At 64.6% G+C, this 24,904-nt stretch carries 28 protein-coding genes and 1 other RNA gene; 17 read left to right on the top strand and 12 right to left on the bottom strand.

The annotated features are described in order from the left end of the window. Positions 1-78: 78 nt before the first annotated feature. Together GGQ64_RS12255 and GGQ64_RS12250 are read right to left on the bottom strand one after the other, a co-directional pair. Positions 79-267, bottom strand: a complete 189-nt coding sequence (locus GGQ64_RS12255; protein WP_183804566.1) for a DUF1192 domain-containing protein — start codon at positions 265-267, stop codon at positions 79-81. After that, positions 264-1,574, bottom strand: coding sequence for an MFS transporter (locus tag GGQ64_RS12250; protein ID WP_183804564.1), 1,311 nt, complete (start codon positions 1,572-1,574; stop codon positions 264-266). The genes GGQ64_RS12255 and GGQ64_RS12250 overlap by 4 nt, the downstream gene beginning before the upstream one ends. 159 nt (positions 1,575-1,733) lie before the next feature. On the opposite strand from GGQ64_RS12250, the gene GGQ64_RS12245 reads away from it, so the two are divergent. Next, entirely contained in the window at positions 1,734-1,889 is a 156-nt protein-coding gene (locus GGQ64_RS12245; RefSeq protein ID WP_183804562.1) for a hypothetical protein, read from the top strand. Positions 1,890-1,906: 17 nt separating this feature from the next. Here GGQ64_RS12245 and GGQ64_RS12240 read toward each other — a convergent pair whose 3' ends face one another. The 5 genes from GGQ64_RS12240 to tkt form a co-directional block, all read right to left on the bottom strand. Beyond that, positions 1,907-2,899, bottom strand: a complete 993-nt coding sequence (locus tag GGQ64_RS12240) for an endonuclease/exonuclease/phosphatase family protein (RefSeq protein WP_183804560.1) — start codon at positions 2,897-2,899, stop codon at positions 1,907-1,909. Between the two features lie 452 nt (positions 2,900-3,351). Further along, positions 3,352-4,377 (bottom strand): class I fructose-bisphosphate aldolase, encoded by a 1,026-nt coding sequence (locus tag GGQ64_RS12235; RefSeq protein ID WP_183804558.1) that lies wholly within the window; start codon positions 4,375-4,377, stop codon positions 3,352-3,354. Positions 4,378-4,547: 170 nt separating this feature from the next. Beyond that, on the bottom strand, positions 4,548-5,744 hold the full coding sequence (locus GGQ64_RS12230) for a phosphoglycerate kinase (RefSeq protein ID WP_183804555.1): 1,197 nt from the start codon (positions 5,742-5,744) through the stop codon (positions 4,548-4,550). Positions 5,745-6,084: 340 nt separating this feature from the next. Then, positions 6,085-7,095: a type I glyceraldehyde-3-phosphate dehydrogenase gene (gap, locus tag GGQ64_RS12225; protein WP_183804552.1), complete on the bottom strand. Its 1,011-nt coding sequence runs from the start codon at positions 7,093-7,095 to the stop codon at positions 6,085-6,087. Between the two features lie 66 nt (positions 7,096-7,161). Continuing rightward, positions 7,162-9,144, bottom strand: a complete 1,983-nt coding sequence (gene tkt, locus GGQ64_RS12220) for a transketolase (RefSeq protein WP_183804535.1) — start codon at positions 9,142-9,144, stop codon at positions 7,162-7,164. Positions 9,145-9,471: 327 nt separating this feature from the next. Between tkt and GGQ64_RS12215 the strand changes: the two genes are divergently transcribed. The 4 genes from GGQ64_RS12215 (at position 9,472) to GGQ64_RS12200 (ending at position 10,847) form a co-directional block, all read left to right on the top strand. Beyond that, positions 9,472-9,744 (top strand): DUF4164 domain-containing protein, encoded by a 273-nt coding sequence (locus GGQ64_RS12215; protein WP_183804532.1) that lies wholly within the window; start codon positions 9,472-9,474, stop codon positions 9,742-9,744. A gap of 42 nt (positions 9,745-9,786) precedes the next feature. After that, positions 9,787-10,158 (top strand): cell division protein ZapA, encoded by a 372-nt coding sequence (locus tag GGQ64_RS12210; protein ID WP_183804529.1) that lies wholly within the window; start codon positions 9,787-9,789, stop codon positions 10,156-10,158. A 48-nt stretch (positions 10,159-10,206) separates the two neighbouring features. Then, positions 10,207-10,365: non-coding RNA, 6S RNA (ssrS, locus tag GGQ64_RS12205), on the top strand. Positions 10,366-10,517: 152 nt separating this feature from the next. Beyond that, positions 10,518-10,847 carry a hypothetical protein gene (locus GGQ64_RS12200; RefSeq protein WP_183804526.1) on the top strand — a complete coding sequence of 110 codons (330 nt, stop codon included), beginning with the start codon at positions 10,518-10,520 and terminating at the stop codon, positions 10,845-10,847. 144 nt (positions 10,848-10,991) lie between these two features. Here the strand turns inward: GGQ64_RS12200 and GGQ64_RS12195 are convergent, their stop codons facing one another. Continuing rightward, positions 10,992-12,473 carry a lipopolysaccharide biosynthesis protein gene (locus GGQ64_RS12195; protein WP_183804523.1) on the bottom strand — a complete coding sequence of 494 codons (1,482 nt, stop codon included), beginning with the start codon at positions 12,471-12,473 and terminating at the stop codon, positions 10,992-10,994. Between the two features lie 194 nt (positions 12,474-12,667). Here GGQ64_RS12195 and GGQ64_RS12190 point away from each other — a divergent pair, with 194 nt between their 5' ends. Both GGQ64_RS12190 and GGQ64_RS12185 read left to right on the top strand, forming a co-directional pair. Beyond that, complete coding sequence (locus GGQ64_RS12190) at positions 12,668-13,582, top strand: ATP-grasp fold amidoligase family protein (RefSeq protein ID WP_183804520.1); 915 nt, start codon at positions 12,668-12,670, stop codon at positions 13,580-13,582. Positions 13,583-13,635: 53 nt separating this feature from the next. Beyond that, positions 13,636-14,781, top strand: coding sequence for a GumK N-terminal domain-containing glycosyltransferase (locus GGQ64_RS12185; protein WP_425488508.1), 1,146 nt, complete (start codon positions 13,636-13,638; stop codon positions 14,779-14,781). Between the two features lie 136 nt (positions 14,782-14,917). Here GGQ64_RS12185 and tal read toward each other — a convergent pair whose 3' ends face one another. After that, on the bottom strand, positions 14,918-15,880 hold the full coding sequence (gene tal, locus GGQ64_RS12180; RefSeq protein ID WP_183804514.1) for a transaldolase: 963 nt from the start codon (positions 15,878-15,880) through the stop codon (positions 14,918-14,920). Between the two features lie 318 nt (positions 15,881-16,198). On the opposite strand from tal, the gene GGQ64_RS12175 reads away from it, so the two are divergent. Then, the gene (locus GGQ64_RS12175) at positions 16,199-17,182 is read left to right on the top strand and encodes a sugar-binding transcriptional regulator (RefSeq protein ID WP_183804510.1); all 984 of its coding nucleotides are present in this window, start codon (positions 16,199-16,201) and stop codon (positions 17,180-17,182) included. Between the two features lie 44 nt (positions 17,183-17,226). On the opposite strand, the gene GGQ64_RS12170 is transcribed toward GGQ64_RS12175, so the two are convergent. Further along, entirely contained in the window at positions 17,227-17,466 is a 240-nt protein-coding gene (locus tag GGQ64_RS12170; protein WP_246422614.1) for a helix-turn-helix domain-containing protein, read from the bottom strand. Positions 17,467-17,773: 307 nt separating this feature from the next. Here GGQ64_RS12170 and GGQ64_RS12165 point away from each other — a divergent pair, with 307 nt between their 5' ends. The 4 genes from GGQ64_RS12165 (at position 17,774) to GGQ64_RS12150 (ending at position 19,834) form a co-directional block, all read left to right on the top strand. Further along, positions 17,774-18,376, top strand: a complete 603-nt coding sequence (locus tag GGQ64_RS12165; RefSeq protein WP_183804507.1) for a 5-formyltetrahydrofolate cyclo-ligase — start codon at positions 17,774-17,776, stop codon at positions 18,374-18,376. After that, positions 18,376-19,200, top strand: coding sequence for a TIGR00282 family metallophosphoesterase (locus GGQ64_RS12160; protein ID WP_183804505.1), 825 nt, complete (start codon positions 18,376-18,378; stop codon positions 19,198-19,200). The genes GGQ64_RS12165 and GGQ64_RS12160 overlap by 1 nt, the downstream gene beginning before the upstream one ends. A gap of 84 nt (positions 19,201-19,284) precedes the next feature. After that, positions 19,285-19,539 (top strand): BrnT family toxin, encoded by a 255-nt coding sequence (locus tag GGQ64_RS12155; RefSeq protein ID WP_183804491.1) that lies wholly within the window; start codon positions 19,285-19,287, stop codon positions 19,537-19,539. Continuing rightward, entirely contained in the window at positions 19,526-19,834 is a 309-nt protein-coding gene (locus GGQ64_RS12150; RefSeq protein ID WP_183804488.1) for a BrnA antitoxin family protein, read from the top strand. Before GGQ64_RS12155 ends, GGQ64_RS12150 begins: the two co-directional genes overlap by 14 nt. Before the next feature lie 27 nt (positions 19,835-19,861). Here the strand turns inward: GGQ64_RS12150 and GGQ64_RS12145 are convergent, their stop codons facing one another. Continuing rightward, complete coding sequence (locus tag GGQ64_RS12145) at positions 19,862-20,401, bottom strand: pyridoxamine 5'-phosphate oxidase family protein (protein WP_183804485.1); 540 nt, start codon at positions 20,399-20,401, stop codon at positions 19,862-19,864. Between the two features lie 168 nt (positions 20,402-20,569). Between GGQ64_RS12145 and GGQ64_RS12140 the strand changes: the two genes are divergently transcribed. After that, positions 20,570-21,406: an MBL fold metallo-hydrolase gene (locus GGQ64_RS12140; RefSeq protein ID WP_183804482.1), complete on the top strand. Its 837-nt coding sequence runs from the start codon at positions 20,570-20,572 to the stop codon at positions 21,404-21,406. Between the two features lie 226 nt (positions 21,407-21,632). Next, positions 21,633-22,379, top strand: a complete 747-nt coding sequence (locus GGQ64_RS12135) for a YebC/PmpR family DNA-binding transcriptional regulator (protein ID WP_183804479.1) — start codon at positions 21,633-21,635, stop codon at positions 22,377-22,379. 121 nt (positions 22,380-22,500) lie between these two features. On the opposite strand, the gene GGQ64_RS12130 is transcribed toward GGQ64_RS12135, so the two are convergent. Continuing rightward, positions 22,501-23,496, bottom strand: a complete 996-nt coding sequence (locus GGQ64_RS12130) for an LLM class flavin-dependent oxidoreductase (RefSeq protein WP_183804476.1) — start codon at positions 23,494-23,496, stop codon at positions 22,501-22,503. Positions 23,497-23,654: 158 nt separating this feature from the next. Between GGQ64_RS12130 and ruvC the strand changes: the two genes are divergently transcribed. Genes ruvC through GGQ64_RS12115 form a run of 3 tightly spaced genes read left to right on the top strand, consistent with a single transcriptional unit; the run spans position 23,655 to position 24,894 of the window. After that, complete coding sequence (gene ruvC / locus GGQ64_RS12125; RefSeq protein WP_183804473.1) at positions 23,655-24,167, top strand: crossover junction endodeoxyribonuclease RuvC; 513 nt, start codon at positions 23,655-23,657, stop codon at positions 24,165-24,167. 59 nt (positions 24,168-24,226) lie between these two features. After that, positions 24,227-24,481: an AbrB/MazE/SpoVT family DNA-binding domain-containing protein gene (locus GGQ64_RS12120; protein ID WP_183804470.1), complete on the top strand. Its 255-nt coding sequence runs from the start codon at positions 24,227-24,229 to the stop codon at positions 24,479-24,481. Next, complete coding sequence (locus GGQ64_RS12115) at positions 24,481-24,894, top strand: type II toxin-antitoxin system VapC family toxin (protein WP_183804467.1); 414 nt, start codon at positions 24,481-24,483, stop codon at positions 24,892-24,894. The genes GGQ64_RS12120 and GGQ64_RS12115 overlap by 1 nt, the downstream gene beginning before the upstream one ends. The last annotated feature ends 10 nt before the right edge of the window (positions 24,895-24,904 follow it).

Raw genomic sequence — 24,904 nt, 5'->3', positions numbered from 1 at the left:
GAAGCTTAACGCCCGGTTAACTGTGATGCCGGATCGCTCTTCGTCGCTCGGCTTTTGCCCACGCGGCCGGCGCGCAGGTCAGCGGAACAGCTTCTCCGCGGCCGACCGGCTGGCGCCCTTGCGGGCTTTCTCCTCCTCCAGCCTTGCGATCTCCGCCTTCAGGAGTTCGACGCGTAGCGCCAACTCGTCCACCGAAAGCAGCGACAGGTCGCAGCCGATCTCGTGGGCCACCTTGCGGGCGGCGCGGTCTTCGTCGTTGATGCTCATCGCTCTTCCTCCGTCGTGGCCTGTGGGTCGCCCTGTGGGTCGACTTGCGGGCCGGCTTCCGGCGCGCTCCCGGCCTGGCTGGCGCGCGGCGACATGCGCAGGCTTTCCGGTGTCGTCAGCGTGCCGGGATTGATGGTGGTGTAGTTTTCGCGCTCGCTGGCGGGAAGGGCGGCGCGGCGCTTGCTGCGGAACATCGCATAAGCGGTGATCAGGAGGTGGGAGACGCAGGTGACGACGAACAGCGAATAGGGACCCGCGGAGGTCATGACCGGGCCGCCGAGCGTCGGCCCGATGATCGTGCCGACGCCATAGAGCAGCAGCAGGCCGCCGGACACCTTCACGAAATCCTCCGAGCTTGCAAAGTCGTTCGCATGCGAGACCGCGATCGGATAGAGCGCATTGGCCGCAGCGCCGTAGATGGCGACGACGATCAGCAGCGGAATGACCGAGACCGGCTGCAGGACGAACATCAGCAGGCCGGCCAGGGCCGCCACCGCCGCCAGCGCCGCCAGCACATAGCGCCGGTCGACGCGGTCGGAGAGGCGGCCGGCGGGCAGTTGCATGACGGCGCCGGCGAAGATCGTCACGCTCATCATCATCGCGATCGTGCTGGAGGCCAACCCGGCCTCGGCACCGAAGACGGCGCCCAGCGTTCCGAAGGCGCCGTTGGAGATCCCGATCAGCACGATGCCGACGCAGGCGACGGGCGAGGTGCGGAAGAGGGTGGGGATGTCGAGGCTGACCTGCTTGAGCGGCTGGGGGGAGGCCGCGGTCGACAGCGTCGTCGGCAGCATGGCGAAGCAATAGAGGATGCCCGCGACCATGAAGAGGATGGGCGTTTCGATGTCGCCGAGGGTCACCATCATCTGGCCGCCGACGACGCCGAACAGGGTGATGGCGATATAGAGCGAAAAGACGACGCCACGGCTCTCGTTCGACGCCCGCTCGTTCAGCCAGCTTTCGATGATCATCGAGGTGCCGGCAATGGAGAAGCCGGTGACGGCGCGCAGCGCCACCCACCAGAACGGATCGACGAGGATGCCGGTCAGAAGTGCGATGATCGCGATCAGCGAGGCGAAGCCGGAAAAGGCGCGCACATGGCCGATGCGCTTGACCACCTTCGGCGCCAGCAGGCAGCCGAGTACGAAGCCGGAGGCCCAGGAGGTTCCGATCAGGCCGAGCAGGGTCGTCGGGTAGCCTTCGAACGCGCCGCGGACGGGAAGCAAGAGGCCGTGCAGGCCGTTGCCGAGGAACAGAAACAGGGTGCCGAGCAGAAGCGCGAAGACGGAGACGAGGTTATTTCGCATCGGTGATCCCTGGAAATTCGCAATCGCAATGAATTATGTCGGCAAGCGCCTGATTTCCATAGCCGAATTTCGGCGATCGGAGAATCGTGCCATCCAGTCGGACCTCGACTTGGAAAAGTGTCGGCGTTGTGACAGGAACGCAGGGAAAGAGGAACTGCCATGTCGAAAGTCCTTCCGATCCTGCTCCTGATTGCGATGGTGTTGCACATCATCCGCCCGCTCGGCCTTCCGGGCCTGCGGCAGCGGCGGGATTTCTGGAAGATCGCCGTCGGCGCGATCGTGATGATGATGCTGACGGTGCTGGTACGGCCGTAGAAACGTCCCTGATCCGGCTATCGCGGCAGGGCGAGGTCGACGATCACGGGTAGGTGGTTCGAGCCGTAGTCCGGGCCGGCGCGCCATCCGCCGACCGATATCCCCGGGGAGACCGCGACGTGGTCGATCTGCGAGCCGGCGTGGATGCCAAGGAGACCGGCGGCCCTGAGGCTGAAGCGGGTCATCGTCGGCAGGAGGTCGACGATGGCCGCCTGCAGCCCGCTGTTGCGGAGGAAATCCACGAAGAAGGGAGACCAGGGCGGTGTGTTCCAGTCGCCGGCGACGATGACGTCCGACGACTGCAGGTCCCCGCGCGCGGCCTGCGCCGTCAGGGCCAGATAGTTGTTGCGGTCGCGCCACTTCCACGGCCTTCGCGGCGTTTCCGGGTGGATCGCATACAGCACGAGCGGCCGTCCACCGTTGTCGAGGACCAGGCGAACGGGCCGCTTGCGGATCTGTTCCCCGTCGAAATACGGGGCCAGTGGCATTTCGGACAGGATCGGAAGCTTCGAAAAGACCTTCATCCGGTCTCGCGACAGGATGTCGCTGCTGCTCTGGTAGGGGAGCAGCCCGGACTGGACCAGCGCCTCCTGCCAATGCTCGCGGATTTCCTGCAGCACGACGACGTCCGGGTTTTCGCGGTGCAGGAAATCGATGAACTCGGCCGGCGTGCGCTCGTTCTCCACAAACAGGTTGGCGGTGATGACCCTCAGGCCCGGCTGACCCGTCGCCGGTGGGGCGGTGGGCAGCGCGAATGACGGCAGAAGCGCGATGCCGAGACCGGTTGCCGAGATCGCAATAAGGGCAGGGCGCCGGGCGAGGATTGCCGACAGGAACACGATGACCGCCGGCAGCACGAGAAAGGGCCAGGCGAAGGTGGCGAGGTCGGCGAGCCAGAACGTCCGCGCCGCAACCACGGTCAGCGTTGCCGTCGACAGGATGGCGATTGCCGCGCTCCAGAGGAGAAGGCGCGCCATCGTGGCGATCGTTCGGGGGCTGACAGTGGACATGCGCTGCCACCTTCCGGCTCAGGCGATGGGATTGCGCGCCGGGGAGGCCTCTTCGGCGGTGCGGCGTTGCGGGACGGCGCGAGCATTAGCCTGCCGCCGGTGCCCCGGCAACTATTCCTTGCAGACTTCGTAAACAAGGTGAGCAACGCGGTTGTGACGATTGCGGCCATGCATCGATTGTCTGGCGCCGGAATCGAAGAGGGCCGCACTGGGCGGCCCTCCATGAGGTTTGGCCTGTGACAGGCCGCGGCCATTGGGCCGAGGAAGGTTGGGTCAGAACGAGGGCTGCCTCGCTTCTGCCACCGCATTTCCCACTGCCGTCACGAAGACCGAAATCTCATTAGACATTGGACCACCTTCCTTTCTGTTCGTTGATGATGAAAGCAATGTAGGTGCTTGCAGCGGTCATGCAAGGGCTTTCTTCTGCTATTGTTGACGCAGCGCGGGACGCCTCAGGCCGCCTTCTCCAATTCCTTGGTCCATTTCCCCCGCGCCGCGAGGCTGCACATCCTGGCGCGGTGGCTGAAGGCGCGCTTGCCGGCGGCGATGTTTTCCGGCCTTCCGCCCCAGGCTTCCAGCGCCTCGGTCTGCAGGGCGCGGCCATAGGAGAAGGTCAGCGCCCAGGGGAGCGGTCCCATGGCGTTCATCGCCGAAAGGTGCGCGGTCGCCTCCTCGGTCGATTGGCCGCCGGAGAGGAAGGCGATGCCGGGGACGGCTGCGGGCACGGTACGCTTGAGCACGCGCAGCGTCCGCTCGGCCACCTCCTGCACCGATGCCCTGCGCGCCTTCCTGCCGTCGATGACCATGGAGGGCTTGAGGATCATGCCCTCGAGCGAGACGCGCTGGTCGGCCAGTTCCTCGAAGGTGATGCGCAGCGTCTCTTCCGTCACCGCTTCGGAACGCTCGATCGTGTGATTGCCCGGTTCGCCGTCCATCAGCACCTCGGGCTCGACGATCGGCACGATGCCGGCCTGCTGGCAGAGTGCGGCATAGCGGGCGAGCGCGTGCGCATTGGCCTTGATGGCGCCGAAGCTCGGAAGCGTGTCGGACACCGCCAGTGCTGCGCGCCACTTGGCAAAGCGGGCGCCCGCCGCATAGTATTTCGCAAGGCGGGCCGCCAGGCCGTCGAGGCCTTCGGTGACGGTCTCGCCGGGAAAGAGCGCCATCGGCTTGGCGCCGGTATCGACCTTGATGCCCGGCACGGCTCCGGCCGCGACGATGATCTCGGCAAGCGTCCTGCCGTCGGACGCCGCCTGGAACAGCGTCTCCTCATAGAGGATGACGCCGGATATCGACTCGCGCATCGCCTCGTCGGCGGTGAGCAGCATCTGGCGATAGTCGCGGCGCGATGTCTCCGTCGATTCCAGGCCGATCGTGTCGAAGCGCTTCTTGATGGTGGCCGTGGATTCGTCCGCGGCAAGCAATCCCTTGCCGGCCGTCATCATGCGGGCGGCGATGTCTTCCAGTCGTTCGCTCATGCGCTTCTCCTTGCCGTGGGGCTAGTTTCCGTTTCCCGCTGCCAGTCTTCGACGACGATCTGGTGGCCGTCTTGTCCATATCTTCGACCGCGGCATCCGGCGCGTCAACGAAAATGGCCCTCTCCAGCGAATGGAGAGGGCCATCGGTCGGTTCGGCGATGCCGGCCGGCCTACTTCTGCCGGAGGATATCGACGCCCGGGAGCGGCTTTCCTTCCATCCATTCGAGGAAGGCGCCGCCGGCGGTGGAGACGTAGGTGAAGTCGTCGGCGACACCGGCATGGTTGAGGGCTGCGACCGTGTCGCCGCCGCCGGCAACCGAGACCAGCGCGCCTTCTTTCGTGCGCGCTGCCGCATGCTCTGCCGCCGCGACGGTCGCGGTGTCGAAGGGTGCGATCTCGAAGGCGCCGAGCGGGCCGTTCCAGACCAGCGTTTCGGCGCGCGAGATCCAGGCGTTGACCGCCTCGACCGACTTCGGGCCGACGTCCAGCACCATCGCGTCGGCGGGGATCTTGTCGATCGCCACCACCTGGTTGTCGGCACCGGCCTTGAACTCGCGGGCGACGACGCCGTCCTCGGGGAGGATGATCGCGCAGCCGGCGGTGGCGGCCTCGATCATGATCTGCTTGGCGGTGTCGGCAAGGTCGTGCTCGCAGAGCGACTTGCCGACGTCGGTGCCGCGGGCGGCGAGGAAGGTGTTGGCCATGCCGCCGCCGATGACCAGCGCGTCGACCTTCTTCACCAGGTTCGTCAGGAGATCGATCTTGGTGGAAACCTTGGCGCCGCCGACGATGGCGACGACCGGGCGCTTCGGATTGCCGAGACCCTTTTCGAGCGCTTCGAGCTCTGCCTGCATGGTGCGGCCGGCATAGGCGGGCAGCAGATGGGCGAGGCCTTCCGTCGAGGCATGGGCGCGGTGGGCGGCGGAGAAGGCGTCGTTGACGTAAATGTCGCCGTTTGCCGCAAGCGCCTTGGCGAAGTCGGTGTCGTTCTTCTCCTCGCCCTTGTGGAAGCGGGTGTTTTCGAGAAGCAGGATGTCGCCGTTTTTCAGCGCGTCGACGGCGGCCTTTGCCTTGTCGCCGATGCAGTCCTGCGCGAAGGCGACCTGCTTGCCCAGCACGTCGTTTACGGCGGGTACGATCAGGCCTAGCGACTGGTCGGCGACCGGCTCGCCCTTCGGGCGGCCGAAATGGGCGAGCAGGACGACCTTGGCGCCCTTCTTCGACAGTTCGAGGATGGTGGGGGCGACGCGCTCGATGCGGGTCGCGTCCGTCACCTTGCCGTCCTTGACGGGGACGTTGAGGTCGACGCGGACAAGGACGCGCTTGCCGGCGATGTCGTTGAGGTCGTCCAGGGTCTTGAAGGTCATGGGCACCGCTCCTCGTATTCTGGGCCTGAAGCGCCGCGCCTCGATACGAACGCACGTATCTGCGCTGGCGATTTGCATTGTGCGTTTCCCGCCTTCACGCCAGAAGGCAGGAGATTTCCGGGCACCCGGACGTGAACGCACCCATCTTCGTCATGCCGGACTTGATCCGGCATCCAGCGCGCTCAAGTCCTTGAGCGCAATAGACACTTTCGCGCCGCCGACGCGGCGCTGCTGGACCCCGGATCAAGTCCGGGGTGACGGAAGTATGGGGGCACCTCAGTCACGATGGCCTCAAAGGTCGACACCCGGACATCGCTGCCCGGGTGTCGTGGTATTTCGATCAGATCAGCTTGGCGAAGGCGACGGCGGTGTCGGCCATGCGGTTGGAGAAGCCCCATTCGTTGTCGTACCAGGAGAGGATACGGACGAACTTGCCTTCCATGACCTTGGTCTGGTCGATCGCGAAGATCGACGAATGGCTGTCATGGTTGAAGTCGCGCGAGACCAGCGGCTCGTCGGTGTAGCCGAGGATGCCCTTCAGGGCGCCGTTGGCGGCGGCCTTGATGGCGTCGTTGATTTCCTGGACCGTGGTGTCGCGCTTGGCGACGAACTTGAAGTCGACGACCGAGACGTTCGGGGTCGGCACGCGGATCGAGGTGCCGTCGAGCTTGCCCTTGAGGTGCGGCAGCACGAGGCCGACGGCCTTGGCAGCACCCGTCGAGGTCGGGATCATCGACAGCGCTGCCGCGCGGGCGCGGTAGAGATCCTTGTGCATCGTGTCCAGCGTCGGCTGGTCGCCGGTGTAGGAGTGGATCGTGGTCATGAAGCCGTGGTCGATGCCGACCACGTCGTCGAGAACCTTGACCACCGGAACCAGGCAGTTGGTGGTGCACGACGCGTTGGAGATGACCAGGTGCTCCTTGGTCAACTGGTCGTTGTTGACGCCGAAGACGACGGTCAGGTCGGCGCCGTCGGCCGGGGCCGAGACGATGACGCGCTTGGCGCCGGCCTGCAGGTGCAGGGCCGCCTTGTCGCGTGCCGTGAAGATGCCGGTGCATTCCAGGGCGATGTCGACACCCAGTTCCTTGTGGGGAAGGGTGGCCGGATCCTTGATTGCGGTGACCTTGATCGGCTTGCCGCCGCCGACGGTGATGGTGTCGCCCTCGACCTTCACCTCGGCCGGGAACTTGCCGTGGATCGAATCGTAGCGCAGCAGGTGGGCATTGGTCTCGACCGGACCAAGGTCGTTGATCGCCACGACTTCGATGTCGGTGCGGCCGGATTCGACGATCGCGCGCAGGACGTTGCGGCCGATGCGGCCAAATCCGTTGATGGCAACTTTCACGGTCATTTCGGGTCTCTCCCTGTCAACATGATATGTGGAAGGGCGCACGGCTGAGCCGCGCGCCGGAACGGATCAGCCGAGCTTCTTTTCGGCGGCGGCGACGACGGCCTCCGGCGTGATGCCGAAGTGCTTGTAGAGCTCCTTGTAGGGGCCCGACGCGCCGAAGGACGACATGCCGATGAAGGTGCCGTCCGAGCCGATGATGTGGTCCCAGCCCTGGCGGATGCCGGCCTCGACGGCGATCTTGACCGGCGAGTTGCCGATGATCGCCTTCTGGTAGGCTTCCGGCTGCTCGTAGAACAGCTCGAAGCAGGGAACGGAGACGACGCGGGTGGAAACGCCCTTGGCCGTCAGCGCCTCGCAGGCCTTGACCGCGATCTCGACTTCCGAGCCGGTGGCGAAGATCGTCACCTTGGCGTCGGATGCGGAGATCAGGTCATAGGCGCCCTTGGCGCACAGGTTCTCTTCCTCGAACTCGGTGCGGACGGCCATGAGGTTCTGGCGTGTCAGGGCGATGCCGGAGGGGCGCTGCTTGTGCTCGAGCGCCAGTTGCCAGCACTCCACCGTCTCGGTGGCATCGGCCGGGCGGAACATCATCAGGTTCGGGATGGCGCGGAGTGCTGCCATCTGCTCGACCGGCTGGTGCGTCGGGCCGTCTTCGCCGAGACCGATGGAATCGTGGGTCAGGACGTGGATGACGCGGATGCCCATGAGGGCCGCAAGTCGGATCGACGGACGGCAATAGTCCGAGAAGATCAGGAAGCCGCCGGAGTAGGGGATGAGGCCGCCGTGCAGGGCCATGCCGTTCATCGCCGCCGCCATGCCGTGCTCGCGCACGCCGTAGTGGATGTAGCGGCCGGAGAAGTCGTCAGGCGTGATCGACTTGGTCTGGCTGGTCTTGGTGTTGTTGGAGCCGGTCAGGTCGGCGGAGCCGCCGATCGTTTCCTTCAGCACGCCGTTGATGACTTCCAGCGCATCCTCGGAGGCCTTGCGGGTCGCCGGGTTCGGCTTGGTCTCGGCCAGCTTCTTCTTGTAGGCGCTGATGGCCGAATCGAGGCCGCTCTCCAGTTCGCCGGCGAAGCGGCGGACGAACTGTGCCTTCTTCTCCGGGTCGGCCTTCTCCAGGCGCTCCTGCCATTCCCTGTGCGCCTTGGTGGAGCGCAGGCCGGCCAGGCGCCAGGCGTCGAGCACGTCGGAGGGAACGGAGAAGGCTTCAGCCTCCCAGTTCAGCGCCTTGCGGGTGGCGGCGATTTCCTCGGCGCCGAGCGGCGAGCCGTGGACCTTGTGGGTGCCGGCCTTGTTCGGCGCGCCGAAACCGATGGTCGTCTTGCAGGCGATCATGGTCGGCTTGTCGGACTTCTGCGCCTGTTCGACCGCGGCTGCAATCGCGTCCGGGTCATGGCCGTCGACGGCGATCGTGTTCCACTGGCTGGCGCGGAAGCGGGCGTGCTGGTCGGTACTGTCGGCGATCGAGATCGGACCGTCGATCGAGATGTTGTTGTCGTCCCAGAACACGATCAGCTTGTTGAGCTTCAGGTGGCCGGCAAGGGCGATCGCCTCCTGGCTGATGCCTTCCATCAGGCAGCCGTCGCCGACGAGGACGTAGGTGTAGTGCTCCATCAGGTCGGAGCCGAACTCCTCGCGCAGCTTGCGCTCGGCGATCGCCATGCCGACCGAGTTGGCGATGCCCTGGCCGAGCGGACCCGTGGTCGTCTCGATGCCGGCGGCATGGCCGTATTCCGGGTGGCCGGCGGTCCTGGCGCCGAGCTGGCGGAAGTTCTTGATCTCGTCGATCGTGATGTCCTCATAGCCCGTCAGGTAGAGGAGCGAATAGAGCAGCATCGAGCCATGGCCGGCCGACAGCACGAAGCGGTCGCGGTTCGGCCAGGACGGAGCCTTCGGGTCGAAGGTCATGAAGCGGGTAAAAAGGACCGTTGCGATGTCCGCGGCACCCATCGGAAGGCCGGGATGGCCGGAGTTTGCCTTTTCCACGGCGTCCATGGAAAGGAAGCGAATAGCATTCGCCATCCGGTCGTGTTTTTCGCGAGAGATCATGACTGTTCCAAATCAATCGGGGTGTCAGGGCCGATGCCAGTTGGGTCACCGGTTAGGAAGCGGGTGACACATAGCAGGTGCACTGCGCAAGTCAACGAATTGCGCCGCTTTTGCCCCAATTTGCGGCGATCTGCCGCCGGAATTTGCATGGTATTTTCGTCTCGGGAAACCTGTGTCTTCGCAGCGCAAAAACATCATCCACAGCGGAAGCGGCCGCAGTCCGGACGGGCGGTTGACGCTGGAGTTCGATGTTGAATACTGTCAAGACCTTGAAGCAAACAGCTCACACGGCGATTCGTCCGTGACTGATGTGCCGGTGAAGGCGTCATGGCGGCAGGAGAAACAATCAGAGCGGCGGTCGAGGAGTTGAGCAAGGCTTTGACGAGCCTCGACAACGCCCTCGACATGCGTTTCGACCGCGAGCGCGATCACGGCGAGATCGAGGGCGAGGTTCGTCGCGTCAATGTCGACCGCTCGCGCCTGGCCCAGGAACTGGACCAGGCGGAATTCCGGGCGAACCGGCTCGAGGAGGTCAACCGCGAGGTCTCCCGCCGGCTGGTCACGGCCATGGAAACGATCAGGGCGGTTCTCGACCGCTGACGATGCGCGCCGATACCACGTGAGACAGGGCGGGAGTTTTCGATGGCGCAAGTAACGGTTCTAATCGATGGCAAGGCCTATCGCATGGCCTGCGAGGAGGGACAGGAGCAGCACCTGACCGACCTCGCTGCCGGCTTCGACCGCTATGTCAGCCACCTCAAGGGCCAGTTCGGCGAAATCGGCGACCTGCGCCTGACGGTCATGGCCGGCATCATGATCATGGACGAACTGAGCGAGATGACCCGCCGGCTGGCGGCGCTCGAAGGCGAGGTGGGGGAGCTGCGCAAGGGACGCGACAGCGCGGTCGCCGAGGTCTCGCGTGAAGAAGAGGCGATCGCTGCCGCGATCGGCGAGCTGACGAGCCAGATCCAGGGCATGACCGCGAAGCTTTCCGGTAAGCCGGCCGCGAACTGAGGCAAGATAGCCACTGGCGGACCGCCCGCTTTCATCCTATATCTACCTAGCGATCTGTGCTTCCCGACAGGCAACAACATTCCCCGGGGCCATACACGATCTCAAGGGAGCTGTCCCTGGCCGGACCCGTGGGTTCGGACACACGGCGCCCACCTACTTTGTAGGCACCCGGGATCGTAAAATGCCATCGGTCGCCACGGATCGCGCTCTTTCTCTTCAATTTCAATGTTTTCGGCTGATCCTCGGCGTAAATGTCAGCGAACCTCACGCATGCCAGCAGACATGGACTCTCCGTTTGATGGCCATTGGGATCGGGTGCACCTTGGTCAACTATCCGATGGCTTGGAGGATGAACAGCAATGCAGCAGTTCAACAATGGGAAGCCCTACCATGGTTCGCCTGACGTAGAGGGCGGCAAGTTGCGCGGCGCGACAGTCGACACCGACTATTTTTATTTCTTTTGCCCGAAGTGTCCAGATGACCAGATCGTCCGAGTTCTTGAACATGGCATCCATGCTCAGCAAGCAGTGAACCCCTACAATGATCAATGTCACAGTGTGGCCAAGAATGGATTTACGCTTGCATTTAGGATTCACTGCGACAGTTGCGGTTTTGAGGACTTTATAAAGATTTCAAATACAGGATGGCAGGGTGGTCGCGCCGTTGACATGAGGAACTCCTCGCCATAGTTGCCAAATAAAAGGCACGTTCATACGTAGGTGCAAACCGAAAGGTCGCCCCATGAAGATGACTGACAAGCAATTGGATGCCTTTCCTAATTTGCTTCGTTTCTGTGAAAAGAAATTTCTATAGCACCGGCCTGACGGCCGATTTCACCCGCGGCCGGCCAGGATGGCGCGGCTGAGCATGCCGGCGACCGGCGCGGGCAGCCTGGCCCTGGCCAGATCGGCGACCAGCCGTCGCTCCTCTGCGGGGACTGCGCCGAGGACGGCGAGGGCGAGAGCGTAGGCGATCGCGCCGGCGAAGATGCCCAAGACCATCCCCGCCAGGTTCGGCATCCACCAGATGCAGGCACCGGCTGCCGCCGCGCACAGGATTGCGGCCAGCAAGACCTTCGCCAGCGCCGGAAGGTCGCAGGCGATGCCGAGGCGGCGGTGGCAGTACCAGAGGCAGAAGAGGCAGCTTCCTGTCAGCGTCAGGCCCTTGACGACGGCAGCACCCATCGTGCCGAAGAGAGGGACGGCCGCAAAGAGCAGGCCGATGCAGGCAATGCCTTCCCAGGCCGAAAGGCGCAGCACCGCGCCGCTTTTCTCGCGCGCCAGCATCAGGCGATAAGGCACCGTGATGAGGGCGGAGAACACGGTGAAGCCGAGCAGGACGACGGACAGCGCCACCGAGGGGCGGAAGGCCTCGCCGAACAGCAGCGGAATCAGCACCGGCGATATGGCGGCACCGCCAAGGCAGATCGGGGCGACCACCAGCGACAGGCCGAGCAGGCTGCGCTGGTAGGATTTCGTCAGCGCGGCATGGTCGCCGCGGTCGCTGTGGTGGGAGAACAGCGGCACCAGCGGGGCCACCAGGAAATAGGAGAGCTGCACGACCATGCCGGCCATGGTCGAGGCGATCGCATAGTGCCCGACCGCGGTCAGGTTGAAGAACAGGCCGATGACGGCGAGTTCCACCCGCGAGCCCAGAAGTGCGGTCATGCCGCCGGAGAGCCAGGCATTGCGCGCATAGGCCTTCATCGGTGGCGTCACCGGCTCGATGTCCTTCGATGCCGGCTTCAGGTATTTCGGCAGGGACAGCGCCTGCGGAAGATGGCGGAAGACATGGCCGAAGATCGCGCCCGCCGGTCCCAGCAGGAAGGCGCCGAGGGCGACGAGGAAAGGCTGCACCAGGCAGCCGATCGCCGTGTTGAGGCTGCTTTCGCGAAACCGGCCGAGCCCCTGTGCTGCGCCCAGCGACATCGTCGAATAGGCATAGGAGAGGAACAGGGCCGCCGTCGCGATCCAGATCAGCGTGGCGGTGGCCTCGCCGGTATAGTCCAGCCAGAGCGCGTAGCCGACGATGCCGACGGCAAGCGTGCTCGTGGTCAGCACGAAGCGCTTCGTCAGCGTGAGGACGAGGCCCGGACGGGCGCCTTCCCCGCCATCCGCTTGGCCGACGAACCGCAACACCGCCTGCGGCATGCCGAAATCAGACAGCAGCGTCGCCACCGTCATGATCCAGAGCGCGTAGGCGACGATCCCTGCGCCCTCCACGCCCAGCATGCGCGCCACGACGACGCTGCTGCCGAAGCCGGCAAACAGCGACAGCAGGCCGGCAGCGGCATTGAGCAGGGATGAGCCGAGCATGGATTGCATCGTGGCGACCGTCTTCGTTCTGCCGCCCGCGTGGGCGGGAGGCCATCCCTAACGCCTAGATCAGCGGGCTTAAGATTCAGTGTCCGGTGGTGCGAAAGCTGGGCTTCCGGGCTTTTCGCTAACCCCGGCTTAACAAAACTGGTTTAGGGCAGAACCAGCGTAAGTTCCATCCTAAGGTGTATCCCATGCCGGACATCTCGCTTTCCGCGCGCCATGAGAGCCGGCTGAAGCAGAAGCTGCAGCATCTCTTCTGGCGTCTCATCGCGGTCCTTCCCGACCGACCGTACCTGCGCTGGAAGTACTACTCGATGGCAGGGCGCTTTCCCGACTTCGAGCAGCCGCGCCTGTTCAGCGAGAAGGTGCAGGCGCGCAAGCTCTACGACCGTCGGCCGATCTATGCGCAGATGGTCGACAAGCACGGGGCCAAGGCGCTGATCGCGCAGCGCGCCGGCGAACAGTATGTCATTCCGACCTATTGGGTCGGGCGCGACCTGAAAGCAGTCGACTGGTCGACCATCCCGCTGCCGGCGGTGGTCAAGCCGACGCATGCCTCCGGCTGCGGCGCGTTCCTGCGCGAGCGGCGCGACATCGATGAACTGCTGGCCGCCGATCCGGGGCCGGAATGGCTGAAGCTCAAGCATCACCGCATCAACCGCGAATGGGCCTATGGCGAATTCGAGCCGCTGATCATCGTCGAAGAGATGCTGGTGGACAATGGCGATGCGCCCGACGACTACCGGTTCTTCGTCTTTTCGGGTCGTGTCTCCCATATCGAGATGCGGCTTCGGCGCGACGGCGTCGGCTATGAGTGCAACTTCACGCCGGACTGGCAGCCGATGAAGCACGAGAGCTTCTACTACGAACCCTATGCGGGCGATTTGCCGCGGCCGGGCGATCTGGACGAAATGCTGGAGGTCGTGCGCAAGATAGCCGGCGACAGCGATTTCATGCGCGTCGATCTCTACCGCTGCGGCGGGCGCATCTATGTCGGCGAACTGACGCTCTATCCGGGCGGCGGCTTCAAGGGCTGCGTGCCGGACCAGTTCGACGAGATGCTCGGGTCGATGTGGAAGCAGGAGCTGGTGCAGGCGCTGCGCTGAGGACAGACAGGCCGGCGGCGACAGGCTTGCTGGCGGCGACGGACCGGAACGAGATGCGATTCCTATTTCTATCGACGCACGCCTTCTTGCCGACAACACGCAAGGCCAGCGTGCATTTCGTGACCGAGGCGCTTGCCGCCCGCGGCCACGAGGTCGATACGATCAGCGTCGGGTTCAGCACCCTGACGTCGTTCAAGCGGCCCGAGCTCTATGCCGGGCTTTCGGCGGACCAGAAAAACCGCTTCGTGCAGACCGCGCCGCGCCGCCGCTCCGCCTGCTACCTGCCGCCGCTGCACCCGTTCAGCTCGGGAAGCGCCGCCCTCAACGGGATCAACGCGCTATTCTTCCCGCTCTACGGCAACCTGCCGCCCGCCTTCATGAAGGCGGCGATCCGGGCCGCCGACGTGGTCGCGATCGAATCCGGGACGGCGATCGCGTTCTTCGATGCGGTTCGCCGCATCAATCCCGCTGCGCGCACGCTCTATTTCAAGCGCGACCGGCTCGATACCGTCGGTGCCGCCACCCATCTGCAGCAGTTGGAGCGCCGGATCGCCCCGCTGTTCGACCGGGTGATCGTGCCGTCGGCGGCCATGGCGGAAGGGTTGCCGCAGGAAAGCCGCATCGTCGCCGTCCCGCAGGGCATCGACAAGGTCGCGTTCGACGCCTGCACGACATCGCCCTATGCGGCCGGATCGCGCAACGGCGTCTCCGTCGGCAACATGCTGTTCGACGCGGATGCGGTGCGGGCGATGGCGGCGGCGGATCCGGACGTTTTCCTGCACCTGTTCGGCGCGGGGATTTCGGGCACGTTTCCGCCGAACGTGCGCCTCTACGGCGAGCGGGCGTTCGCTGACATCGTCCCCTACATCAAGTTCGCCGATTTCGGCATCGCGCCCTACCGGCTGACCGAGCGGGAGCGCTATCTCGCCGAGTCCAGCCTCAAGCTCCAGCAATATGCCTACTGCCTGCTGCCGGTGCTCGTGCCGGATATCCTGGGGGCCGGGCGCGGCAACCTCGTCGGCTACGCGCCGGCAGGCGAACCGGACTGGGCCGGCAAGGTCGAAATGGCCGTCGCCCTGCCACATGATCCGGCATGGCGCGAGGGCATCCTGTCCTGGGACGAGGTCGCAGCACGGATCGAGGACGAACTGGCCGGCATGCGTGGCGATGCTGCTCTAGCAGGGGACGCGGCCGAATAGGCGGGGCCATTTAGGACCGCAGGCAAGGCGGGGGCGGACAATGCAGCGCCCCGTTCCGCCACTGAGGCTCATCGAAAACGGCAAACGGCCGCCCGAGGGCGGCCGCCATGTTCCTGCAAGGAGAGGAAAGCCGCTATCAGGCGGCCGCCTTCAATTCCTTGTCGATCATTGCGCGCAGGGCGCCGAGGTCCTTGGCGAAGGCGCGGATGCCTTCGGAGAGCTTCTCGGTCGCCATGGCGTCCTCGTTCAGCATCCAGCGGAAGGTTTTCTCGTCGACCTTGATCGGGGCGACGCGGTTGACCGTCTCGGGCGAAAGCTTGCGTTCTAGCGTGCCTTCGGCCTTGTCGAGTTCTTCCAGCAGTTGCGGGCTGATCGTCAGGCGGTCGCAGCCGGCCAGGGCCTCGATCTCGCCGGTGCTGCGGAAGGAGGCGCCCATGACGATCGTCTTGATGCCGTTGGACTTGTAGTAGTCGTAGATCGCGCGGACCGAGAGCACGCCCGGATCTTCTTCGGCGGTGAACGTCTTGCCCGAGGCCTTGACGTGCCAGTCGAGGATGCGGCCGACGAAGGGCGAGATGAGGAAGGCGCCGGCGTCGGCGCAGGCGATCGCCTGGGCCTTGTTGAAGAGCAGCGTCAGGTTGCAGTCGATGCCTTCCTTCTGCAGCACTTCGGCGGCGCGGATGCCTTCCCAGGTGGAGGCGAGCTTGATGAGGATGCGCTCGCGGCCGATGCCGCGGGCTTCATAGGCCTTGATGATGGCGCGACCCTTTTCGATCGAGGCTTCGGTGTCGAAGGACAGGTCGGCGTCGACTTCGGTCGAGACGCGGCCGGGAACGAGCTCGGAGAGCGCCGCACCGACGGAGATCGCCAGGCGATCGGCGACCGCGGCGATGACGCCTTCGCGGTTGCCGCCCTGCGACTGGCCCCAGCGCAGCGCCTCGGCGACCGTGTCGGCGAACAGCGGCGTGCCCAGTGCCTTTAGGACGATGGTCGGATTGGTGGTGCAGTCTACGGGCTTCAGGCGGGCCACGGCTTCGATGTCGCCGGTATCGGCCACAACGGTCGTCATGGCACGCAGTTGTTCAAGCTTGGAGGTCATGTTCGAGATCCCGTTCCGTGGTGTCATCCGTGGCGTCAAGCAAGGCGCCGTCCGTCCGCAGCAAGCGCAGGCTGCGCAATTTCTGAAGTGTCGGCACGGCGTTGCGGGCTTCCTGGGACCGCTTCGCCGTGACCGCACACTAGCACTCCGCCGGCACTTTGTCGCGCCGAGGGTGCGAGGCGAATATCGGTGGCGCATGGGTCGGATGTCAAGCACTTTTGCGCATTCCGATAAACATATGTCGCATCAATTGCGTTTCGTGCTAGGAAAGGCCGACAGGATAGCCGCGGGTTTTGCCGCAGAGGCGGGGACGAAACATTGACGAAGCTCAGGCGCGGAACGCACACGGCCTATTCTGAGAGCGCCTCGCTGCGTCTTCGGGCTGCCTGGCTGTACTATAATCAGGGCCTGACGCAGAAGGACGTAGCCGAGAAGCTCGGCATCGGCCGAACCACCGTGATCCGCATGCTGGACGAGGCGTTGAAGCGGGGCGAGGTCCAGATCTGGATCGGCGAGGGCGTGGGGGACTGCATCGAACTGGCGACCCGCCTGGAGCGGGCCTACGGGCTCGACGAGGCGATCGTGGTGCCTGCGGCGGAGACCGCGGAGGGGACGGCCAAGGGGTTAGGGCTCGCGCTCGGCCAGTTCCTGACCGAGGTCATCCCCGACGACTGCACGGTGGGTGTCGGGTGGGGGCGGACGCTCACTGCCTCGCTCGCCAGTTTTCGCCCGGCGCGGCGGGAACGGGTGAAGGTGGTCTCCCTGCTCGGCGGAGTGGTCGAGGCGCATCACATCAACCCGATCGAATACAGCTGGCGGATCGCCAGCCAGCTCGGCGCGGAGTGCTATCTCTTTCTTGCGCCGCTCATCGTGGACAGCCGCGAGACCAAGCGCAGCCTGATCGAGAAGTGCGGCCTGAAGCCGCTGTTCGAGTTGGCGGAGAACATGGACATCGCCGTCGTCAGCTGCGGCGACATCGGCCCGGATTCGACGTCGCTGTCACGCGGCTTCCTGCCGCCTACGGTGCTGAAGGAACTGGTGGCGGCGGGCTGCGTCTGCGACACCATGTGCAACTTCCTCGACGCCGAGGGGCGGACGATCGACCATCCGATCCGCGACCGGGTGATGTCGATCGATCTCGATACGGTGAAGAAGGCGAACCATATCGTGCTCGTCTCGGGCGGCGCGCACCGGGCGCCGGCCATTCGCGCGACGATCCGGCGCGTCGGCTGCAACACGCTGATCACCGACGAGGGGGCTGCGGCTTCCTTGCTGAAACTGGCCGAGGCGCAGGCTGCCTGATCGTCGAAGGCGGACTGGCGGACCGGGGCCGGCAGACGAGGGCCTTAAATGAGTTTCAACAGGGCTGCGCGCGAGACCGCGCCAGTGATGTTGCGCGCCTCGAGCTTCTCCATGGCGCCCGAAAGCGCTTCGGCGACACGGGGCAGGGGCAGGTCCGTTTCCAGCACGATCTGCCCCGGCGTCCTGCCTTCGGCGGCAAGCGCCAGGCAACGCAGTTCGATGGCGGAGAGATCGGGCGCAGCGCTGTTGCGCCGGTGACGGAACTGTGAATCGGTGGGTGACATGGCGGGCTTGATAGAGGGCGAGCGGGCCCGAGCCCAGCCGAACTCTCTGAAATGCTTTATTAAATCTTATGCAGATGTCGACCGGCTCCAGCCATCCTCGACCCTGTGCTCCGGGTTTACGGCGCTTCGGGCTCCTTCCACCACCCTTGGGGACGGTGTTGCATATCGATACAGTCGCAGGTGTCGTCGTTCCTGCGGCCGTTTCGCCGGGTCGATCGCCCGCGGAAACGCCATCTTTCGGCGGAGGTTGCGGGCAGGCGGCCTATGGCGGTAAGGGAGGGGCTGGATCAGCCAGGGGATGGGACGCGTGACGCCGAAGGAACAGAAGGCCGAGCTTCGAAACCAGAAGCTGGCATTGCGGGATGCGATGCCCGTGCAGGAACGCATAGAGGCGAGCCTCGCGATGGCAGACCATGCCGGCGACATCATCGCCTTCGAGCCGGGCGCGGTCATTTCCGGTTTCTCGCCGATCCGCTCGGAGGCCGATATCCGGCCGCTGATGGCGCGGCTCGCCGAGCGCGGCGCGCGGCTCTGCCTTCCGGTCGTGCTCGACCGCGAAACGATCGTCTTCCGCGAACTCGTGCGCGGCGCGCCGTTAGTCAAGACGGGATTCGGCACGACGGGACCGGGGCCGGAGGCAGAACCCCTGGATCCGGAAATCCTGCTGGTTCCGATTTCGGCCTTCGATGCCGGCGGCCACCGCATCGGCTATGGCGCGGGGCACTACGATCGCGCGATCAGCCGGCTGCACGCCAAGGGGCTCACGCCGCGGCTGATCGGCATCGCCTTCGATTGCCAGGAGGTGCCGGCCGTGCCGGCGGAGGCGCACGACGTGGCGCTCGATGCGATTTTGACCGAGACCGGCTTTCGCGTATTCAAGGAACAGAGTGGACAGGATGGACAGGGCTGATGCGGTTTCTCTTTCTCGGTGACATGGTGGGCAAGAGCGGGCGAACCGCCGTCTGGGAACGGCTGCCGGGGCTGATCTCCGACCTCAAGCTTGATTTCGTCGTGGTCAACGGCGAGAACGCCGCCGGCGGGTTCGGCATTACCGAGGACATCTTCCAGGAGACGATCAACGCCGGCGCCGATGTCGTGACCACAGGCAACCACGTCTGGGACCAGAAGGAGGCCGTGACCTTCGCCGGCCGGCACGACCAGTTCCTGCGACCGGCAAACTATCCGGCCGGCACGCCCGGGCGCGGATCGAACTTGTTCCTTGCTCGCAACGGCGCACGCGTGCTGGTGGCGAACATCATGGGGCGCGTGTTCATGCATCCCGAGCTGGACGATCCCTTCACGACCGGCGAGGCGATCCTCGCCTCCTGCCCGCTCGGCGAGCAGGCGGACGCGGTCATCTTCGACTTTCACGCCGAGGCGACGAGCGAGAAGCAATGCTTCGGCCATTTCGTCGACGGCCGCGCCAGCCTCGTCGTCGGCACGCATACGCATGTGCCCACCGCCGATTGCCAGATCCTGAACGGCGGCACCGGATACATGTCGGATGCCGGCATGTGCGGCGACTACGACAGCTCGCTCGGCATGGACAAGGAGGAGCCGCTCAACCGCTTCATCTCCAAGATGCCCAAGGGGCGCTTCGAGGCCGCGAACGGACCCGCCACGATCTGCGGGCTGGGTGTGGAGATTTCCGACAGGACGGGACTGGCGGAGAAAATCGCGCCGCTGCGGTTGGGCCCGCGCCTGCAGGAAACGATCCCCAGCTTCTGGGGGTGATCGAATTCCCGTAAAGATTGTCCTTGCGTATATTTACAGCTTCGGCATGATTTGGGCATCGCGATTTAAAGTGATACAAAAATCATGCAGATCGTCTATGATGAACGCAAACGCCGATCCAACTTCGAAAAGCATGGATACGACTTTGCGGATCTGACGCTCGAATTCTTTGCGCGTTCGACGATCGTGGCGGTACAACGTGAACGTCTGATGGCGATCGGCGTGCTGCACCGTGGGGTAATTGCCGTCGTTTTCGTAACGTTGGGATCGCAGGGGCTCTCAATCATCTCCATGCGTCCCGCGAGCCGGAAGGAAAGGAGCGCCCATGGCTACGCCTAGACTGCACATCCCGCCGCTGACCGACGAGGAAGAAGCCAGGATCCAACGCCAGATTGCATCTGACCCCGACAATCCGGAGGCGACGGAGGAGGAATTGGCGAACGCCCGCCCGTTCGCCGAGGTTTTTCCCGAACTGATGGAGAGTATCCGGCGATCGCGTGGCCGGCCGGCCGTGCCGCGGCCGAAGCAGCAGGTTTCGCTGCGGCTCGATCCGGAGGTCATCGACAAGTTCAAGGCGACCGGGAAAGGTTGGCAGGCGCGCATCAACGAGGTGTTGAAGCGCGCCAAGGTTTGAGGATTTTCGGGAAGAGAACGCGTAGCGTCAGCTCGCCCACTGGCGGCGGATTTCGTCCGGCGTGTCGCCGAACACGACGTGGGTGCGTATGCCGACATGCGGCTCTTCGTCCGGGTTGAAGTTGGCTTTGGCGATCTCCCAGCCGAATTTGAGTGTGCTGCCTGTCGAAGCCCAGATGGCGGCATCGTCCAGCCGCAGCGCCAGCATGGTCAGCATCGGATCGTGCTTGCCGTGGTCGTACCAGGCCTCGACGACCGAGTTCCAGTACGCGTCGATCTTTGCCGGGTTCTTCTCCACCGTGATGCGGCCGACGAGGCAGGCGTGATAGTCGTGGTCCTTGCCGACGACGCAGAAATGGGCCCGTGCGCCCTGGCCGGTCGCCTCCACCAGATCCGTGTCGGTCTTGGTGAAGAACCAGATCGTTGCCGCCCGCCGGTCGAGCTGCGGGGCCATCGGCTGCATGTGCATGCGGTCGTTCTCCAGTCCGAGCATGCCGGCGTGGATCCGGTCGATCTCGTCGTAGAGCTGTTCCTTCGGGTTTTCGCGGGTTTCTGCCAGACTCACCATGGCTTTCGTCCTTTCTCGCATCGGTCGATGCAGGTCAAACGCCTCGCTGCGGCCGGTTGTTCCGGCGCCGGGGCTGACGGGATTGTGAACGCGGCAGGCGAGGTTGCGCTCGACCGTGTGAAGGTGCGTTGGCATAGTTTCGGCGTCCATCGAACGGAGCCGCCGCCCATGCAGTCCATTCGGTTCTCACTTCTTTTCCTGCCGTTCGTTCTTCTCTTGTCGGGCTTACTGCCGGCGCTGGCGCAGGAGACAGCGAAGCCGGCCAGCCAGTGCCAGATGATCGCGCAGGCCCTGCCCGAGGTCGTCTTTGCGCGCTTCGCGCTACCGGCTGCGGAACTGGCGCAGGCGCAGGCCGACGGAACGGTCAGGATCACCTATATCGGGCACTCCACCTTCTTCATCGAGACGCCAGGCGGCATCAGGATCGCGACCGACTACAACGGCTGGTACAAGCCGCCGTCGCTGCCGACGGTGGTGACCATGAACAAGGCGCATTCCAACCACTATACGCTGAGCCCGCAGCCCGGCATCGAGCACGTGCTGCACGGCTGGCGGGACGATGGCGCGCCGGCCGACCATGATGTCGTCGCCGGTGACGCCTACATCCGCAATGTGCCGACGGACATCCGCAGTTGGGGCGGGGCGATGGAGGAGAACGGCAACTCGATCTTCATCTTCGAGATTGCGGGGCTCTGCATCGGCCATCTCGGCCACCTGCACCACGAGTTGACCGAAAAGCAATATGCCGAGATCGGCCGGCTGGACATCCTGATGGTGCCGGTCGATGGGGGGCTGACGATGGGTGCGGAGAGCATGAGCCGCGTGGTCGAGCGGCTTCGCTCGGCGCTGATCCTGCCCATGCACCGGCGCGGGCCGCCGATCGACCGCTTCCTGACTATGTTCGATGAAGATTTCGACGTATCGTTTGCCGATACGGCGAGCGTCGAGGTGTCGATACGCTCGCTGCCGCGGCGGCCGACGATCCTCGTTCTCAAGGGCGTGTGAGCCGTCCTCCGGGACTTTGCTATCTCGGGCCAGCATTGTGCAAAGCAGATTTTTCCGCCCCTGCTGGACGGCGCGCGACAATAAAACTATAACGCGCCCAATTTCCAAAATCGGAGCTCGCCTGGCCGGACTGGACGCGGACGGGTGCGCTCCCGAACCGAAGACAGCGCGCGGTCGTTTCCAACGGAGAAGACGTAGCCGTCGCGCCAAACAGCGCAGGGGTGCCATGGCAGGCCATTCACAGTTCAAGAACATCATGCATCGCAAGGGCCGCCAGGACGCAGTGCGGTCGAAAATGTTCTCCAAGCTCGCACGCGAAATCACCGTCGCCGCGAAGGCCGGCATGGCCGATCCGGCGATGAACGCGCGCCTGCGCCTGGCAATCCAGAACGCCAAGGCGCAGTCGATGCCGAAGGACAATATCGACCGCGCCATCAAGAAGGCTTCCGGCGGGGACGCGGAGAACTACGAGGAAATCCGCTACGAGGGCTATGGCCCGGGCGGCGTCGCCGTCATCGTCGAGGCGCTGACCGACAACCGCAACCGCACCGCATCCTCCGTCCGCTCGACCTTCACCAAGGCCGGCGGTGCGCTTGGCGAAACCGGCTCTGTCTCCTTCTCCTTCGACCGGGTCGGCGAGATCACCTACAAGCTTGCGGCCGGCGACGCCGACGCAGTGATGGACGCTGCGATCGAGGCCGGGGCCGATGATGTCGAGACCGACGACGAGGTCCACACCATCTATTGTGCCTTCGAGAATATCGGCGAGGTCTCCAAGGCGCTGGAAGCGACGATTGGCGAGGCCGAGACCGTCAACGCGATCTGGAAGGCACAGAACACGGTGCCGGTCGATGAGGAGAAGGCGCAGTCGCTGATGAAGCTCATCGACACGCTGGAAGACGACGACGACGTGCAGAACGTTTATTCGAACTTCGAAGTCTCCGACGAAGTCATGGCGAAACTCTCGGCCTGATCGCCGACGGCGCCCCGGGAATTGCAAAGGGCCCGTGCCGTCAAGGCGCGGGCCCATCTTGTGCGTGGTATCCGGTTCATGGCCCATCAGGACCAGACTCCGCCCTCAACGACAGCCGAGCCTAGGCGGACAGCGCCCGCTGCGCCTGCGCGAACAGGCGGACGGATTTGAGCCGCGCCTCCATGTCGTAGACGGGCATGGAGACGATGAACTCGTCCGCCCTGGTCTGCTCGAGGAAGTCGGCAATCTTGTCCTTGACGGTCTGCGGTCCGCCGACCACCGCATATTGCAGCGTGTGCTCGACCATGATCTTCTCATGGTCGCTCCAGAAAGCGTCCATGCTTTCGACCGGCGGCGGGAAGGCGGTCGGCGCGCCGCGGCGCAGCGAGACGAAGGATTGCTGCATGGAGGTGAAGAGGCGGGCGGCCTCGGCGTCGGTATCCGCCGCCACACCCATGGCGCCCACCATCGCGTGCGGCTTTTCGAGATACTGCGACGGGGTGAAGCGCTCGCGATAAATCTCGAGCGCCGACAGCAGCATGTCGGGTGCGAAATGCGAGGCGAAGGCGAAGGGCAGGCCGAGCATGCCGGCGAGATGGGCGGAGTAGTGGCTGGAGCCGAGCAGCCAGACGGGCACGTTGCTGCCCGCACCGGGGACGGCGATGATCTGCTGGTTCGGCTGCAGCGGCCCCATCAGCGCCATCAGTTCGACCACGTCCTGGGGGAAATTGTTGGCGGAGGTCTCCAGGTTGCGGCGGAGCGCGCGGGCGGTGTTCATGTCGGTGCCCGGCGCACGGCCGAGGCCCAGGTCGATACGGCCGGGAAAGAGCGCTTCCAGCGTGCCGAATTGCTCGGCGATCACCAGCGGCGAATGGTTCGGCAGCATGATGCCGCCGGAGCCGACGCGGATCGTCTCGGTTCCGGCCGCGACGTGCTGGATGACGAGGGATGTGGCTGCGCTGGCGATGCCGCGCATGCCGTGGTGTTCGGCCAGCCAGAAGCGGCGGTAGCCTTCTTTTTCGGCCTCCTGCGCCAGGCGCCTCGAATTGGCGAGCGACTGGGCGACGGTGCCGCCTTCGACGACCGGGGAGAGATCGAGGATCGAAAAGGGCACCATGGCGGACCTCTGCATGAATGGATTTGAATGCCCCTGCATGTAGGTTCAATTTCTTGAAATCCAAGAAGGTCGTTGGCGATGCCGGGCCACCTTGTGGATGTTTTTGTTCTGTTCACATTTCGCTGGCAGGGTCGCCGCATCGGGAATAGGGTTCGACCATGCAGGGCACGATTCGCATCATCGGTATCGATCCGGGGCTTCGCCGCACCGGCTGGGGCATCATCGAGACGCTTGGAAATTCGCTGCGCTTCGTCGGATCGGGCACTGTGACGTCGGACGGCGAGATGGACCTCGCCTCCAGGCTGTGCCAGCTCCATGACGGGCTCGCCGAGGTCGTCCATTCCTACCAGCCGGACGAAGCGGCGGTCGAGCAGACCTTCGTCAACAAGGACGCGACGGCGACGCTGAAGCTAGGACAGGCGCGCGGCATCGCCATGCTGGTGCCGGCACGGGCGGGCCTGCGCGTTGCCGAATATGCGCCGAACGCGGTGAAGAAGGCGGTGATCGGCGTCGGCCACGGTGAGAAGCAGCAGATCCACTTGATGCTGAAGGTGCTGATGCCCAAAGCCGAGTTCAAGGGCAACGACGCGGCGGACGCGCTCGCGATCGCTATCTGCCACGCCCATAACCGCCAGAGCATCAACGGGCGGCTGGCGGCGTTGGCGGGGTAGTTTGTTCTTGACTTGTTCCGTATGTCAGAATAATCCTTACATCGTAAGGAGATCGTTTCATGCGCGTGACATCAAAAGGACAGGTGACGATCCCCCGCGACATGCGTGAACTCGTCGGCATCCAGCCGAACAGCGAGGTCGTCTTCGCGATCGAGGGCGGCAAGTTGACGATCGTTCCCAAGGACGGCAAGCGCGAGGCCGAAGAGCGCGCGCGGCTTGATCGGTTCCTGGACGTGCTGCGGCGGCTGGGTGGAACGGGCGACCAGGCGATGGATGCCGATGCGCTTGCGCGCATCACCAGAGATCGCGACTGATGACGACGCTCGTCGATACGAATGTTCTGGTCGATCTCGCCGTCCGCGATCCTGTTTGGCACGACTGGTCTTTGGCGCAGTTGGTCGCAGCCGGCCGGCGCGGGAACGTCGTGATCAACCAGATCGTGTATTCGGAATTTTCCTTCCGCTACGACAGGCCGGAAGAGGTGGACGCGCTCCTGCCCGAACCGGAATTTTTGCGCGAGGGGCTCCCGTGGCCAGCCGCTTTCGCCGCGGCCCAGGCCTTCCGGGTCTACCGCGCAGGCGGCGGCCGCAAGGAGAAGGTCCTGCCGGATTTTCTCATCGGTGCGCATGCGGTCGTGCGCGGTTATACGATCTTGACTCGGGATCCCACGGGATACCGCAGCTATTTTCCGACCGTCGACCTGATCACGCCGGAGACCCACCCATGACGAGGCACAT

The organism is Mycoplana azooxidifex (genome assembly GCF_014196765.1).
GTDB classification, from domain to species: Bacteria; Pseudomonadota; Alphaproteobacteria; order Rhizobiales; family Rhizobiaceae; genus Mycoplana; species Mycoplana azooxidifex.
The sequence above is the reverse complement of the archived record's forward strand: the minus strand, read 5'-3'. Positions and strand labels throughout refer to the sequence as shown.